We start from the raw sequence: 15030 nt of genomic DNA on the forward strand, positions 1-15030 counted from the left end.
TGGAGTGCAATGCATGGCGGCGCAAGCGCCCCTCCTGTTGCCGCAGTTGGGCGGCGCGGCAAGCAGCAAGCTGCTCGCGGTCGATCGCGTGACGCTCGAATACCGCAGCCGCGAGCGCGTCGTGCGCGCGACGCAGCACGTGAGTTTCGACGTCTATGAAGCGGACCGTTTCGTGCTGCTCGGCCCGTCCGGTTGCGGCAAATCGACGTTGCTCAAGGCGATCGCGGGCTTCATCGCGCCCGTCGAGGGCACGATCGCGCTCGCGGGCGAGCCGGTGCGCGGCCCCGGTGCCGATCGCATCGTCGTATTCCAGGAGTTCGATCAGTTGCCGCCGTGGAAAACGGTGCACGAGAATATCGCGTTCGCATTGCGCGCGGTGAGGAAGCTGCCGCGCGGCGAAGCGGCGCGGCGCGCGGGCGAGGCGCTCGAAAAGGTCGGGCTGTCGGCATTCGCCGATGCGTATCCGCATACGCTGTCGGGCGGAATGAAGCAGCGGGTCGCCCTCGCGCGCGCGCTCGCATTGGAGCCGCGCGTGCTGTTGATGGACGAGCCGTTTGCCGCGCTCGATGCATTGACGCGGCGGCGCATGCAGCAGGAGCTGTTGCGCTTGTGGGACGATGCGCGCTTCACGTTGCTGTTCGTCACGCATTCGATCGACGAGGCGCTCGTGGTCGGCAATCGGATTTTGTTGCTGTCGCCGCATCCGGGGCGCGTGCGCGCGGAACTCAACAGCCATCATTTCGACGACGGCAGCGTCGGCCGTGCGGATTTTCAGCAAGCGGCGAACCGGATTCATCGGTTGCTGTTCGGCGACGGCAATGGCGACGACGCCCGCGAGACCGGGGCCGGAGTCCGCGCATGAGCGCGAGGCCGCTACCGCCCGTGCGGCGCGAATATGAGATCGCGCTCGATGAAACCGCGCCGGCGCCGTCCGACGCGGCCGGCGCCGTCCGCGATGCCGCGCCGTGCGCCGGCTGCCGGCCCGCACGGCGGCCCGCGCGTGCCGCCTGCCGTGCGTTGCTCAGCCGCCTGCGCGACGCCGGCTGGCTGCGCAAGACGGCGATTGCCATCGTCTTGATCGCGCTGTGGGAAATCGCCGCGCGCGTGCTCGACAACGATCTGCTGCTGCCGACGTTCAGCGCGACGGCACTCGCATTCGTGCAAGGCGTCGCGAGCGGCGAGCTGCCGGCGAAGATCGCGGTGTCGCTGTCGGTGCTGCTGCGCGGCTATGCGCTGGGTGTCGGCTGCGCTTTCGCGCTGACCGCGCTGGCGGTGTCGACGCGTCTTGGCCGCGATCTGCTGACGATGCTGACCGCGATGTTCAATCCGCTGCCGTCGATCGCGCTGCTGCCGCTCGCGCTGCTGTGGTTCGGCCTCGGCAGCGGCAGTCTGCTGTTCGTGCTCGTCCACGCGGTGCTCTGGCCGCTCGCGCTCAACACGTTCGCGGGCTTCCAGGCCGTGCCCGCGACGCTGCGCATGGTCGGGCGCAACTACGGGCTGACGGGGCTGCGCCACGTCGTCGCGATCCTGATTCCGGCCGCGCTGCCGTCGATTCTCGCGGGCCTGCGCGTCGGCTGGGCGTTTGCGTGGCGCACGCTGATCGCGGCCGAGCTGGTGTTCGGCGCGAACGCGGGCGGCGGCGGCCTCGGCTGGTACATCTTCCAGAACCGCAATGAGCTTTATACCGATCGTGTGTTCGCCGGGCTCGCCGCGGTGATCGTGATCGGTCTGCTGGCCGAGCACGGCGTGTTCGACCTGCTCGAGCGCGTGACGGTCCGGCGCTGGGGCGTGCAGCATTGAGCGTGGCGCGCGGGCGCGTCATAGCAGAAATATTGCTGAGTACAGCAGCATTTATTGGTTCGAAAAGGGTGCATGCACTGTTACGGTGACGGGCTCGCAGCGGCGACGCCGCTGCGCCGATTCCCGGGCCGATGCGCGTCGCGCGCCGGCCCGGCGGATAAACCACAAGGCTCCACCAGAGAGATTGCACCAATGAAACTCAAGACACTCGCTACTTGGCTCGTCGGCTGCTCGCTGATCGCGGCTCATGCCGCCGCACACGCGGACCGTCTGGACGACATCAAGAAAGCCGGCGTGCTGCGCGTCGCGACGTTCGACAGCAACCCGCCGTTCGGTTTCGTCGATCCGAAGACGAACCAGATCGTCGGCCTGGACGTGGACTACGCGCAGGCGCTGGCCGACAAGCTCGGCGTCAAGCTGAAGCTGCAGCCGACCAATCCCGCGAATCGCATTCCGTTCCTCACGTCGGGCAAGGTCGATCTCGTGCTCGCGAATTTCACGATCACCGACGAGCGTGCGAAGCAGATCGACTTCAGCATTCCGTACTTCGCGTCCGGCACGCAGTTCATTTCGAAGAAGGGCGTGCTGAAATCGCCGGATCAACTGAACGCGCTGCGTATCGGCGCGGACAAGGGCACGACGAACGAGATCGTCGTGCGCGAGAAGTATCCGAAGGCAACGATCGTCGCATACGACGACACGCCGTTCGCGTTCGCCGCGCTGCGCGCGGGCAACGTGCAGGCGATCACGCAGGACGGCCCGAAGCTGATCGGCTTGCTGGCGAACGTGCCGGATAGGCAGAACTATGAAGTGTCGTCGTTCGTGATTTCGAGCGACTACATGGGCGTGGGCATTCCGAAGGGCGAGACGCGGCTCGTCGCGTTCGTCAACGAGACGCTCAAGGGGCTCGAATCGAGCGGGCGAGCGGCGCGGATTTACGACGCGTGGTTCGGCCCGGCCACCAAGACGCCGCTCGCGCGCATTTTCAAAATCGGCGACAAGACTTGATCCGGATCTGGCGTTCGGCCGGGACGTTCGATCCCGGCATCCGCTCCGGCGTTTGATCGACGATGCGTGCTCATGCACGCCATGCGGCGGCGCGCGCCATATGCATGCGCGCCGCGGCGCTTGCGAATGAACCGACGGCCGCTTCCCGGCGGCCCATGCAAACGAAATGGATGGCTGGCTCGCTCCGAAGTATTTGATGTGGCTGTGGCAAGGCTTTCTGCTGACGCTGGGTTTGTCGCTCGCGGCGGCCGTGGCCGCGACGCTCGTGGGCTTTGCGCTCGCGCTCGCGCGCGATGCGACGGCTGCGCTGCCAAGGCGCATCGTCGCGGCGTACATTGTCGCGTTTCGTAACACGCCGCTCGTCGTGCAACTGCTGTTTTGGTATTTCGGCGTGGCGTCGCTGCTGCCGGAGCACGCGATGGCGTGGCTCAACGCGCGGCATGCATGGACGTGGGGCGGCGTCACGCTCGTGCAGTGGCCGTCGTTCGAATTCGTCGCCGGCTGGATCGGACTGAGCCTCTATACCAGCGCGTTCGTCGCCGAGGAGTTTCAGGCGGGCATTCGCGGCGTGCCGCAGGGGCAGCGTGATGCGGCGAGCGCGCTTGGGCTCACGCCGCAGCAGACGTTTCGCTTCGTCGTGCTGCCGCAGGCGGTGCGCATCGCGTTGCCGCCGCTGTTTGGTCAATACATGAATCTGATCAAGAATTCGTCGTTGACGATGGCGATCGGCGTCGCGGAGCTGTCATATGCGTCGCGGCAGGTCGAAACCGAGACGTTTCAGACCTTCGCCGCGTTCGGCGTGGCGAGCGTGCTGTACATCGCGGCGGTCGCGGCCGTCGAGGCGCTCGCGCAATGGAGCGTCATGCGGCGCGAGCGCGTATTCACGGGGCGCTGACGATGGACTGGTCGATACTCTTCGACAATCTTCCGTATCTGCTGATCGGCGCGTTTCCCGACGGCCCGCTTGGCGGCGCCGCGCTGTCGCTCGTGCTGGCGATCGCGTCGGCGCTCGCGTCGGCCGTGCTCGGCGTCGCGCTTGGCGTGGCGCTCGCGCTGTCGAGCGGCGCGGTGCGCGGCGCGCTCGTCGTCGTGATCGGATTTTTCCGGGCGATTCCGGTGCTGATGCTGATCTTCTGGACGTACTTTCTGCTGCCGGTGCTGCTGCATGCGGATGTGCCGGGGCTCGCGGCCGTGGTGAGCGCGCTGTCGCTGATCGGCGGCGCCTATCTTGCGCATTCGGTGCATGCCGGCATTCGCGCCGCGGGAGCCGGGCAATGGCAGGCGGGCCTGTCGCTCGGGCTCACGCGCTGGCAAACGGTTCGTTACGTGCTGTTGCCGCAGGCGGTGCGGATCATGACGCCGTCGTTCGTCAATCAGTGGGTGTCGCTCGTGAAGGACACGTCGCTTGCGTATATCGTCGGCGTGCCGGAGCTGTCGTTCGTCGCGACGCAGATCAACAACCGGCTGATGGTGTATCCCGCGCAGATTTTCTTCTTCGTCGGCGTCATTTATCTGGTGCTCTGCACGACACTGGATTTCGCGGCGACACGGCTGCTCGCGCGCCGCCGCCGCGAGCAGCCGGCCGCACCGGAGCGTCCGGCCGCGGCAAGCGCCGCCGCATCCGATGCGCGCGCTTCATGGCAGCGTCACGACGCTGCGTAATGCGCGGCGAAGATCGCGCGCAGCGTCGATGTGCCGGGCGCGCCGGTCGTGCCGATCGCGAAAGCGGACCACAGCGGCGCGTCGACGCGCGCAAGCCCGGGCTGCCGCGTATCGCTCGCCGCGAGCCGCAGGCGCGTCTCGCTTGCCACGCGCCGGAACGCGTCGAGCTGCATCGCCGATAGCGTGTGCTGCGCGTTCGCGAGCGCGACAAGCGGGTCGACCGGCTGATCGTCGATGCGGACCTCAAAGTGCAGGTGCGGGCCCGTGGCCGCGCCCGTCGAGCCCACCGCGCCGATCCGTTGCCCCTGGACGACGGGCATGCCGACCTCGAGCCCGGGCGCGAACGCCGACAGGTGCGCGTAATAGGTCGACGTCCGATCCGGATGGTCGATCACGACGTATTTGCCGTAGCCTTCGGGATCGGTGCCGATGAACGACACGACGCCGGCGCCCGCCGCATCGACGGGCGCGCCGGCCGGCGCGACGAGATCGACGCCGGTGTGCATCTGCCACTCCTGGCTGATCGGATGAATGCGCTCGCCGAAGTACGAACTGATGCGGGTGCTGACGACGGGCTCGACAAGCGACGGCGCATCGAGCGGCTGGCCGTCGAATGCGTAGTACGCGCCTGCTGTCGCGCCTGGCGGCTTGAACCAGAGCACGCCGAATGAGCGGCCCGCGACGCGCAGATCGAGCGCGACCACGCGTGGCCGGTGCGGCGCGGCCGCATCGGGCGCCTCGGCCGCGGCCGGTGCAGCCGCGTCCGGCGCGGAATCAAATGCGATCCGGTAATAGTCGCCCGGCTGCGCGCTCGCATGCGCTTTCACGCGATTCATGACCAGATCGCCGATCTGGATGCGCACTTCAGGCGGCAGATCGATCTGGTTCAGCGTATCGGCGAACGATTGCTCGATCGCGCCGGTGCGCACGCCGCTCGTGGCTGGCGTAAAGGCCGGCGCGGCGAGGGAGAACGCGCCGGTGTCGTAGCCGAGGAGTTCGTTGCGGTGTTCGGCGAGCGGCGCGAAAAGGCCCGGCCGCGCCGCGCCGGACGGCGCGAAACCGGCGCCGGCCGGCAGCGCGCCGCTCAGCAGGTCGGGCCACGCGGCACTCGCCTGAGCGCCGGCTGGCGCCGCGCGTTGATCGACGATCTGCTCCAGCTCGGCCGTCACATAGCGCTGCGCGCTCGGGAACGGCGCGTCGGCGAACACGCGCTGCGGCGCGCGCGCGGCATCGCGCGTGGACGCCGCGGGCGGCTTCGACACCGCCGGCAGCGTGGCGATGCCGAACGCGATCAGCGCGCCGAGCGCACTGGCGGTGGACAACTTGCGCTTGAATGCGGGCGAGCGCGGCAGCGAAACCGACGATCCGGCGGCGTGCGCGGTTTGGTCGGCGGAAACGGTATGCAAGGATGGCTTGGCCAAAAGAATCCACATCCTTTAAAAATGCGTGGTTCGATCGAATAGGGGGTGGGCATGCGGCTGCGGACAGACTCGCGCCAGGCGAGCCGGCAGTGCAAGGCGTTCAACGTAACGGGGCACGATCCTCGTGATCGTGCCCCGTTACGTCCCGTTCGGCCCAGCGACGCGGATCGGGTCCGCTCCGAACGGTGACTCGGTTCCGGAGGGTTGAAACCCGCCGGGTGAATCGACGCCGTACTGAGTGACAGTATGATGCGCGCAATTGTTCCTGAAGGCGGGCGATTTTGTCCGGGTGTGGAACTTGGCGCGCATTCGATGCGCCGCGCCGTTCCGTTCGAAAGGGCCGCGCGGGCGGCGGCAGGCGTCGGCTGCCGCCGCCCGCCCGCTGGTGAGCCGGATGAATCGCCTTACCGGCTTACCGTCCTCCTTCGCGCAGACCGGGTTTGCCGCCGCGCGGTGGCGATGCGTCGGTGCCGAGCCCCAGCCGCGCGGCGAAGTCCGCGTAGCGCGGATCGGACCGCGCGCGCCATTGAACCGTCTGGACAAATCGCGCGGAGACGGGCTCCGGGGGCCGCGCTGTACGCCTGAGCCGCCGGATCAAGTTCGTCTCCTGCGGCACGCCCGCCAGATCCGCTGCCTCGGCTGCTTCAAAGCCGTGCTGCTGGAAGAACAGCGCCTGTTGGAATCTCTCTGTGCGAGGCGGGGCCGGGACGTCGATGCCCGCGATCGCTGCTGCATGGCCCGCGCTCACGCCAAGCCGATGAAGACGCTCAAAATAGGGCCAGCCGGGCTCGTCCGGCAACGCCGACAATCCCGCCGCGTGGGCGGCGGGATTCGGCCGGATGCCGGCGCTCAAGAGCCGGTTCAGATAAGCGCCGTCCCATTCTCCCGGCAAACGCCCGAGGTGAACGGACGCGCCGCGCATACGGGCCGGCAGCGCGTCGAGATCGCCTGTTTCGTAATCGCCGATCAACGTGAGTTTCTTGGGGCGGCTGAAATGCCCGCTCGACAACAATTGCTGCAACTCCGTGCGGCCCGTGATCAGCAGCGCCGCGTTGTTTTCGGCGGCCTGTTTCAACCGGGAGTGAGCGACGCGCATGCTTTTGCGCCCGTCCGGGCCGGCGTGGTCGGCGATTTTCGTCAGGATTTCTGCCGGAAGATCCATGATCTGTCTGGCGCTCGGGCGGGAAAGCTTCGCGTCGCTCGGCGGCGCCGTCGGCTGCGCCGGGCGAGACGCGGGCGCGGGCGCGCCGCGCGCGATCCCGGCGGGCGGCGGAGCGCACGCAGGCGCAAGTGCAGGCGGGCAGAGTGCGGATGGTTTCATGCGGGCCTCGAATTCGGACGATGCACGATACGCGCGCCGATGCCCGCTGCGGGCCGCCCGAGCGAAAAAGGGCGGCTCGGCGCGAAATGACGCGGCCCGCTTGGCGGCGCATCGGCTTGGGGCTGAGCTTGGGCTTGAACGCGGGCTCGGGGCAGAGCCTGAGCCTCGGCCCGCCCGCCATTGTGTCGCCTCCGTCAGTCCGCGCACGCGTGCCGAAGCGGCGCATCGGCGTTGCGCAGCCGCAGCGCGGCGGACGTGCGCAACGTATCGATGCCCGCGTCGAGCATCGCGTCGGCGTCGTGCCAGCGATCGCCGCGCAGACGGGTGGTCCAGATCATCGAGCCGAAGATGCCTTCGAGCAGCGACAGAAAATACACGCCGGCGAGATGGATATCGAGTGCGGCATCGAGTTCGCCCGACGCGACCGCGCGCCGCAACAGGGCCTTGGCGATCCTGAGCGTTTGCAGCTCGTACAGCGCGCGCCGGCGCAGCACCGGCGCGTTTTCGTCGCTTTGCTCGCACTTCAGGTAGAGGATTTCGAGCACACGCTGCATCGAGCCGGGCTCGCCGCACTGACGCAGATAGTGCGATGCGGCCAGGCGCAGCGTGTGCAGCGCGGGCCGCTCATCGGACAACTCGAAGCCCGCGACCGCGCGCGAGAACGCCCGGTCGCACATCGCGACGCACACCTCGATCTTGTTCTTGAAATGCCCGTATATCGCACCGCGCGACATGCCGGCCGCTTCCGCGAAATCGGCCATCGCGGTTTGCCCGATCCCTTTTTCAAGCAGCACGAGTTCGGCGGCGTCGAGAATCCGGTGCTTCGTGTTCAGTGATTCTTCACGCGTTTTGCGGGCCATGTGGGTCGATTCTCCCTGGTTTTCGAATGGTTGTCGCTTTCTTACGACAGGCTATCAATCAGGAGTATTTAATCAATCGTGACTGATTATAATCGATCGCCCTAACCGACTCCCGTTCGCGCGGGGTCGAACGAATCATGAGGAAAACGATGACAGACCGACGGGCGCGCACGCGCCGAATCTGGCTGGCGCTCGCCGTCGCGGCGCTGAGCGCCGGCTGCGGCAAACACGAAGGCGGCGACGCGGCTGCGCCGCGCGAGGCGGTCGTGGTGACGGCCGCCAAGACGCCGGTGCCGCTGACGGTCGAGTTGCCGGGCCGGCTCGACGCGTACCGGCAGGCCGAAGTGCGGGCGCGGGTGGCGGGCATCGTCACGGCGCGAACCTACGAAGAGGGGCAAGAGGTCAAGCGCGGCGCCGTGCTGTTCAGGATCGATCCCGCGCCGTTCAAGGCGGCGCGCGACGCGGCGGCCGGCGCGCTCGAGAAGGCGCAGGCCGCGTATCTCGCCGCGAAGGACAAGCGCCGCCGCTACGACGATCTGGTGCGCGACCGGGCGGTCAGCGAGCGCGACCATACCGAGGCGCTCGCCGACGAGCGGCAGGCGCGAGCCGCCGTCGCGTCCGCGCGCGCCGAGTTGGCGCGCGCGCAGTTGCAGCTCGGCTACGCGAGCGTCACCGCGCCGATCGACGGCCGCGCGCGCCGCGCGCTCGTCACGGAGGGCGCGCTCGTCGGCCAGGATCAGGCCACGCCGCTCACGACCGTCGAGCAGCTCGACCCGATTTACGTGAACTTCTCGCAGCCGGCCGCAGAGGTCGAGGCGCTGCGGCGCGCGGTGAAAAGCGGCCGCGCGGCGGGCATCGCGCAGCAGGACGTCGAGGTGACGCTGATCCGCCCGGACGGCAGCGTGTACGAGCGCAAGGGCAAGTTGCTGTTTGCGGATCTCGCGGTCGATCCGTCCACCGACACGGTCGCGATGCGCGCGCTTTTCCCGAACCCCGAGCGTGAATTGCTGCCGGGCGCGTATGTGCGCCTCGCGCTCGATCGCGCGATCGAGCGCGAGGCGGTGCTCGTGCCGCGCGACGCGCTGCTGCGCACGGCCGACGGCGCGAGCGTCAAGGTCGTCGACGCAAACGGCAAGGTGCGCGACGTGGCGGTCGACGCGTCGCGAATGAAGGGCGGCGACTGGATCGTCACGCGCGGGCTGGCCGGCGGCGAGCGCGTCGTCGTGAGCGACGCCGCGCAATTCGACGCGGGCGCGAGCGTGAAGGCGCTCGAGCGCGCCGCCGCCGCGCGGCCGGCTTCGGCGCCGCGCTCAATCTGACAAGCATCGTTTTCGATCATGGCTCGATTCTTTATCGATCGCCCGATATTTGCGTGGGTGATCTCGCTATTCATCATGATGGGGGGCATCTTCGCGATCCGCGCGCTGCCCGTGGCCCAGTATCCGGACATCGCGCCGCCCGTGGTCAGCATTTATGCGACCTATCCGGGCGCGTCCGCGCAGGTCGTCGAGGAATCGGTCACGGCGGTGATCGAGCGCGAGATGAACGGCGTGCCCGGCCTGCTGTACACGTCGGCGACGAGCAGCGTCGGCCAGGCGGCGCTGTATCTGACGTTTCGCCAGGGCGTGAGCGCCGATCTGGCGGCCGTCGATGTCGAGAACCGTCTGAAGACCGTCGAATCGCGGCTGCCCGAGCCGGTGCGGCGCGACGGCATTTCGATCGAGAAGGCCGCCGACAACACGCAGATCGTCGTGTCGCTGACTTCGGAGGACGGGCGGCTGTCGGCCGTGCAGCTCGGCGAGTACGCATCGGCGAACGTCGTGCAGGCGTTGCGCCGTGTCGACGGTGTCGGCAAGGTGCAGTTCTGGGGGGCTGAATACGCGATGCGGATCTGGCCCGATCCGCTCAAGATGGCCGCGCTCAATCTGACGGCTTCCGACATCGCGTCGGCGGTGCGCGCGCACAATGCGCGCGTGACGATCGGCGACATTGGCCGCAGCGCGGTGCCGGATAGCGCGCCGATCGCAGCGACCGTGCTCGCCGACGCGCCGCTGGCCACTCCCGAGGCGTTCGGCGCGATCGCGCTGCGCGCCCGCGCCGACGGCTCGGCGCTGTATCTGCGCGATGTCGCGAAAGTCGAATTCGGCGGCAGCGACTACAACTATCCGTCGTTCGTCAACGGCAAGACGGCGGTCGGCATGGGCATCAAGCTGGCGCCGGGCTCGAACGCGGTGGCCACCGAAAAGCGCGTGCGCGCGACGATGGACGAACTGTCGAAGTACTTCCCGGCGGGCGTCAAGTACCAGATTCCCTACGAGACGTCGTCGTTCGTGCGCGTGTCGATGAGCAAGGTCGTGACGACGCTGATCGAGGCGGGCGTGCTGGTGTTCGCCGTGATGTTCCTGTTCATGCAGAACCTGCGCGCGACGCTGATTCCGACGCTCGTCGTGCCCGTCGCACTGCTCGGCACGTTCGGCGTGATGCTTGCCGCGGGTTTTTCGATCAACGTGCTGACGATGTTCGGGATGGTGCTCGCGATCGGCATCCTGGTCGACGATGCGATCGTCGTCGTCGAGAACGTCGAGCGGCTGATGGTCGAGGAGAAGCTGCCGCCCTACGAGGCGACCGTGAAGGCGATGAAGCAGATCAGCGGCGCGATCATCGGCATTACGGTGGTGCTGACGTCGGTGTTCGTGCCGATGGCGTTCTTCGGCGGCGCGGTCGGCAACATCTATCGGCAGTTCGCGCTGGCGCTCGCGGTGTCGATCGGTTTCTCGGCGTTTCTCGCGCTGTCGCTGACGCCCGCGCTGTGCGCGACGCTGCTCAAGCCCGTCGCCGCCGACCATCACGACAAGAACGGTTTCTTCGGCTGGTTCAACCGCTTCGTCGCGCGTGCGACGAACCGCTATACGCAGCGCGTGGGCGCGGTGCTGAAACGGCCGCTGCGCTGGCTTGCCGTGTACGGCGCGCTGACGGCGGCCGCGGCGCTGCTGCTCACGAACCTGCCGAGCGCGTTTCTGCCGGACGAGGACCAGGGCAACTTCATGGTGATGGTGATTCATCCGCAGGGCACGCCGCTGACCGAAACGATGAAGAGCGTGCAGCGCGTCGAGCAATACGTGCGCAGCGAGGAGCCGAGCGCGTACACGTTCGCGCTCGGCGGCTTCAATCTGTACGGCGAAGGGCCGAACGGCGGGATGATCTTCGTCATGCTGAAGGACTGGAAGCTGCGCAAGCGCGCGCACGACCAGGTGCAGGCGATCGTCGAGCGGATCAACGCGCGCTTTGCGGGCACGCCGAATACGACCGTCTTCGCGATGAATTCGCCCGCGCTGCCCGACCTCGGCTCGACGAGCGGCTTCGACTTGCGTTTGCAGGATCGCGGCGGACTCGGTCACGAAGCGCTCGTCGCCGCGCGCGAGAAACTGCTTGCCGAGGGGCGCAAGGACGCCGCGTTGACCGACCTGATGTTCGCCGGCACGCAGGATGCGCCGCAGCTGAAGCTCGACATCGATCGCGCGAAGGCGTCGGCGCTCGGCGTGTCGATGGACGAGATCAACACGACGCTGGCGGTGATGTTCGGCTCCGACTACATCGGCGATTTCATGCACGGCGCGCAGGTGCGGCGCGTGGTGGTGCAGGCGCACGGGCAGCACCGGCTCGATCCCGACGACGTGACGAAGCTGCGCGTGCGCAACGCGAAGGGCGAGATGGTGCCGCTTTCCGCGTTCGCCACGCTGCGCTGGACGATGGGGCCGCCGCAGTTGACCCGCTACAACGGCTTCCCGTCGTTTACGATCAACGGCTCGGCCGCCGAGGGGCGCAGCAGTGGCGACGCGATGGCGGCGATCGAGCGGATCGCGGCGAAGCTGCCCGCCGGCATCGGCCACGCGTGGTCCGGGCAGTCTTACGAGGAGCGGCTGTCGGGCGCGCAGGCGCCGATGTTGTTCGCGCTGTCGGTGCTCGTGGTGTTCCTCGCGCTCGCGGCGCTCTACGAGAGCTGGTCGATTCCGTTCGCGGTGATGCTCGTCGTGCCGCTCGGCGTGATCGGCGCCGTGACGGGCGTCGTGCTGCGCGGGATGCCCAACGATATTTATTTCAAGGTGGGACTGATCGCGACGATCGGGTTGTCAGCGAAGAACGCGATCCTGATCGTCGAGGTGGCGAAGGATCGGGTCGCGCAGGGCTCGCCGCTCGTCGATGCGGCGCTCGAAGCGGCGCGGCTGCGGCTGCGGCCGATCGTGATGACGTCGCTCGCGTTCGGCGTGGGCGTGCTGCCGCTCGCCTTCGCGTCCGGCGCGGCGTCGGGCGCGCAGGTGGCGATCGGCACCGGTGTGCTCGGCGGCGTGATCAGCGCGACGCTGCTGGCGATCTTTCTGGTTCCGCTCTTTTTCGTCTGCGTCGGCCGTGTGTTCGACGTCCGCCCGCGCCGCCGCGGCGATGCGCGAGCTTGGGAGACTCAGTGATGATCAAACGCGTATCGGGCCGCCCGCGCGGCCCGGCGATGCCGCCGGCGCGCGGCGCGTGGCCGGCCGCGCTCGGGGCCGCGCTGCTGGCGGGCTGCTCGCTCGCGCCGCGCTACGAGCGGCCGGCGGCGCCGGTGCCGGTGAGCTATCCGGCGTATCCGGCGCAACAGGCGCAACAGGCGCCGGCGCCGGATGCGGCCAGCGGCGCGGGTGCCGCGCAGCCGCCGGCCGGGCACGGCGGCCCGGCGCCGGATGCCTCGTCGGCATCTGCCGGAGCGCACCCGTCTGAAGCGCGGCCCGCATCCGAGGAGCCGCACGCGTTCGCCGCGCGGCAAACGCACGATGCCGCACAACCGCCGCACGAGCGCCAAGCGGCCGCCGTTCAGCCTGCGATGGCTGCCGGGCGGGCACCGGATGCGCGGCTTGACGATTGGCGCACGTATTTCACCGATCCGTCGTTGCGCGCGTTGATCGACGCCGCGCTCAACAACAATCGCGATTTGCGGATCGCGACGCTGCGCATTCAGGAGGCGCGCGGAATGTACGGTGTCGTGCGCGCGGACCGGCTGCCGTCGATCGACGGCAATCTCGGCTATGAACGCGCCCGCCAGTACGATCCGGTGCTGCGCGAAAGCGCGACGAGCGGGCTGTATCGCGCGGGCGTGGGCGTGAGCGCGTTCGAGATCGATCTGTTCGGCCGCGTGAAAAACCTGTCCGACGCGGCGCTCGCCGAGTATTTCGCGACTGCCGAGGCGCGGCGCGCCGTGCTCATCAGCCTGATCGCGGAGGTTGCGTCCGCTTACGTGACGGAGCGCGCGCTCGTCGAGCAACTCGCGCTTGCCGAGCGCACGCTCGCCGCGCGCGAATCGGCTCGCGCGCTGACGCAGCGGCGCTATGACAGCGGCACGGGCACGGCCATCGAACTGCGCACGGCGCAAATGCTCGTCGCGTCGGCCAGTGCGTCGCGCGCGGCGCTCGCGCGCGAGCATGCGCAGGCGGTTCACGCGTTGCAGTTGCTGACGGGCGATTTCGCGACGCCGAGCACAGCCGCTGCGCGCCCGCTCGACGAGTGGATGGTCGCACCGATCGCGCCGGGGTTGTCGTCGGATCTGATCGAGCAGCGGCCCGACATCCGGCAGGCCGAGCAGCGGCTGATCGCGGCGAACGCGAACATCGGCGCGGCGCGCGCGGCATTTTTTCCGCGTATCGCGCTGACGACCGAAATCGGTTCGGTCAGCGATACGTTCGCGGGCTTGTTCTCGGCCGGCGCGGGCGTCTGGACGTTCGCGCCGAAGCTGACGCTGCCGATCTTCGCGGGCGGGCGCAACCGCGCAAACCTCGACGTGGCCGACGCGCGCGCGCATATCGCGGTGGCGGAATACGAAAAGGCGATCCAGACCGCGTTTCGCGAAGTCGCCGATACGCTTGCGGCCCGCGATCAGATCGACGCGCAGCTCGCTGCGCAGCGGGCCGTCTACGAGGCGGACGCCGAGCGGCTGAAGCTGGCGCAGCGGCGCTATCAGCACGGCGTCGCGAATTATCTGGAGCTGCTCGACGCGCAGCGCAGCACGTTCGAGTCGGGCCAGGAACTGATTCGTCTGAAGCAGTTGCGCTTGACCAATGCAATCGCACTGTATCGCGCGCTCGGCGGCGGCTGGTCGCGCTCGGCGCGGGACGGCACGGCATAGGCGCGGGCCGCGTGCGCCACGGTGACGACGCAAAATTGCCAAATCCGGTAAGGTATCGGGTTGCGCCATTGCGATGGCAGGGCGCAACGCACTTCAACAGACGGAAAGGGCAATGCAGTGACGATTCGAATCGGACGATGGGCGGCGGCCGTCGCGCTGGGCGCGCCGCTTGGCTTGGCGCTCGCGCAGTCAACGCAGCCGGTCGACGTGGCGCGGGCGGCTGAGTTGGCGCCGGCATCCGCCGCCGCGCAGACGCCGCAGCCCGCTCAGGCATTCGGCTCGGCGCAGGCAGCGGGGATGCCGGCGTCCGCCGCGGCTCAATTGGCCGGGCCTGCTCAGGCGCAGCAGCCGGCCCAACCGGCGCCCGAGGAGCCTGCCCACGCGAGCGCCACCCGTGGCACGCTCGCCGCGTCGTGGATGCTGCGCAGCACTGCGCCTGCGCAGCCGACGCCGCCCGCCGACGCGTCGGCGGGCATTCCGATCGGCCCGTCGATGCAGACGGTCGATCTCGGCGGCACGTCGCTGCCGGTTTTCACGTATCGGCCCGCGCAATGCGCGCCGTCGGTATTGTTGCTGGTCTTTCACGGGATGAGCCGCAACGGCGCCGAGTATCGCGACGCCGCGACGCCGCTGGCCGAGCGCATTTGCGCGATTGCCGTCGCGCCGCAATTCGACGAGTCGCGCTTTCCGGACGCGCTTTATCAGCATGGCGGCGTGACGCCCGCGCCCGCCTTCGGTTCGATGCCCGCCGCGCCGCCGCCCGGCGGCACGCGTCCGATCGATCTGGTGCCGCGGCTCGCCGAC

The 15030-nt window shown here is 68.6% G+C and carries 11 protein-coding genes and 1 pseudogene; 9 read left to right on the forward strand and 3 right to left on the reverse strand.

From position 1 onward, the window contains the following. The first annotated feature begins 13 nt into the window (after positions 1-13). The 5 genes from BSIN_RS19265 (at position 14) to BSIN_RS19285 (ending at position 4470) form a co-directional block, all read left to right on the forward strand. Positions 14-862, forward strand: a complete 849-nt coding sequence (locus tag BSIN_RS19265) for an ABC transporter ATP-binding protein (RefSeq protein WP_089341637.1) — start codon at positions 14-16, stop codon at positions 860-862. Further along, positions 859-1800, forward strand: a complete 942-nt coding sequence (locus tag BSIN_RS19270; RefSeq protein ID WP_089341638.1) for an ABC transporter permease — start codon at positions 859-861, stop codon at positions 1798-1800. Before BSIN_RS19265 ends, BSIN_RS19270 begins: the two co-directional genes overlap by 4 nt. A 192-nt stretch (positions 1801-1992) precedes the next feature. Next, positions 1993-2808 (forward strand): ABC transporter substrate-binding protein, encoded by an 816-nt coding sequence (locus tag BSIN_RS19275; protein ID WP_089341639.1) that lies wholly within the window; start codon positions 1993-1995, stop codon positions 2806-2808. Positions 2809-2974: 166 nt separating this feature from the next. Next, positions 2975-3703: an amino acid ABC transporter permease gene (locus BSIN_RS19280; RefSeq protein WP_089341640.1), complete on the forward strand. Its 729-nt coding sequence runs from the start codon at positions 2975-2977 to the stop codon at positions 3701-3703. A gap of 2 nt (positions 3704-3705) precedes the next feature. Continuing rightward, positions 3706-4470, forward strand: coding sequence for an amino acid ABC transporter permease (locus tag BSIN_RS19285; protein WP_089341641.1), 765 nt, complete (start codon positions 3706-3708; stop codon positions 4468-4470). Here the strand turns inward: BSIN_RS19285 and BSIN_RS19290 are convergent. From BSIN_RS19290 to BSIN_RS19300, 3 genes are all read right to left on the reverse strand, one after another. Next, positions 4455-5891 (reverse strand): M23 family metallopeptidase, encoded by a 1437-nt coding sequence (locus BSIN_RS19290; protein ID WP_369828208.1) that lies wholly within the window; start codon positions 5889-5891, stop codon positions 4455-4457. The genes BSIN_RS19285 and BSIN_RS19290 overlap by 16 nt on opposite strands. Before the next feature lie 412 nt (positions 5892-6303). Then, the gene (locus tag BSIN_RS19295) at positions 6304-7212 is read right to left on the reverse strand and encodes a hypothetical protein (protein WP_089341643.1); all 909 of its coding nucleotides are present in this window, start codon (positions 7210-7212) and stop codon (positions 6304-6306) included. Between the two features lie 194 nt (positions 7213-7406). Beyond that, positions 7407-8072 carry a TetR family transcriptional regulator gene (locus BSIN_RS19300; protein ID WP_089341644.1) on the reverse strand — a complete coding sequence of 222 codons (666 nt, stop codon included), beginning with the start codon at positions 8070-8072 and terminating at the stop codon, positions 7407-7409. A 149-nt stretch (positions 8073-8221) separates the two neighbouring features. On the opposite strand from BSIN_RS19300, the gene BSIN_RS19305 reads away from it, so the two are divergent. The 4 genes and pseudogenes from BSIN_RS19305 to BSIN_RS26115 all read left to right on the forward strand — a co-directional run. Next, positions 8222-9391 carry a MexX/AxyX family multidrug efflux RND transporter periplasmic adaptor subunit gene (locus BSIN_RS19305; protein WP_089341645.1) on the forward strand — a complete coding sequence of 390 codons (1170 nt, stop codon included), beginning with the start codon at positions 8222-8224 and terminating at the stop codon, positions 9389-9391. 18 nt (positions 9392-9409) lie between these two features. After that, a complete protein-coding gene (locus BSIN_RS19310; protein WP_089341646.1) occupies positions 9410-12538 on the forward strand; it encodes a multidrug efflux RND transporter permease subunit in 3129 nt (1042 codons plus the stop codon). Beyond that, positions 12538-14226 (forward strand): efflux transporter outer membrane subunit, encoded by a 1689-nt coding sequence (locus BSIN_RS19315; protein WP_256583883.1) that lies wholly within the window; start codon positions 12538-12540, stop codon positions 14224-14226. The genes BSIN_RS19310 and BSIN_RS19315 overlap by 1 nt, the downstream gene beginning before the upstream one ends. 117 nt (positions 14227-14343) lie before the next feature. After that, a pseudogene (locus tag BSIN_RS26115) lies at positions 14344-15030 on the forward strand (hypothetical protein); the annotation flags it as partial.

The organism is Burkholderia singularis, assembly GCF_900176645.1.
Lineage (GTDB): Bacteria > Pseudomonadota > Gammaproteobacteria > Burkholderiales > Burkholderiaceae > Burkholderia > Burkholderia singularis.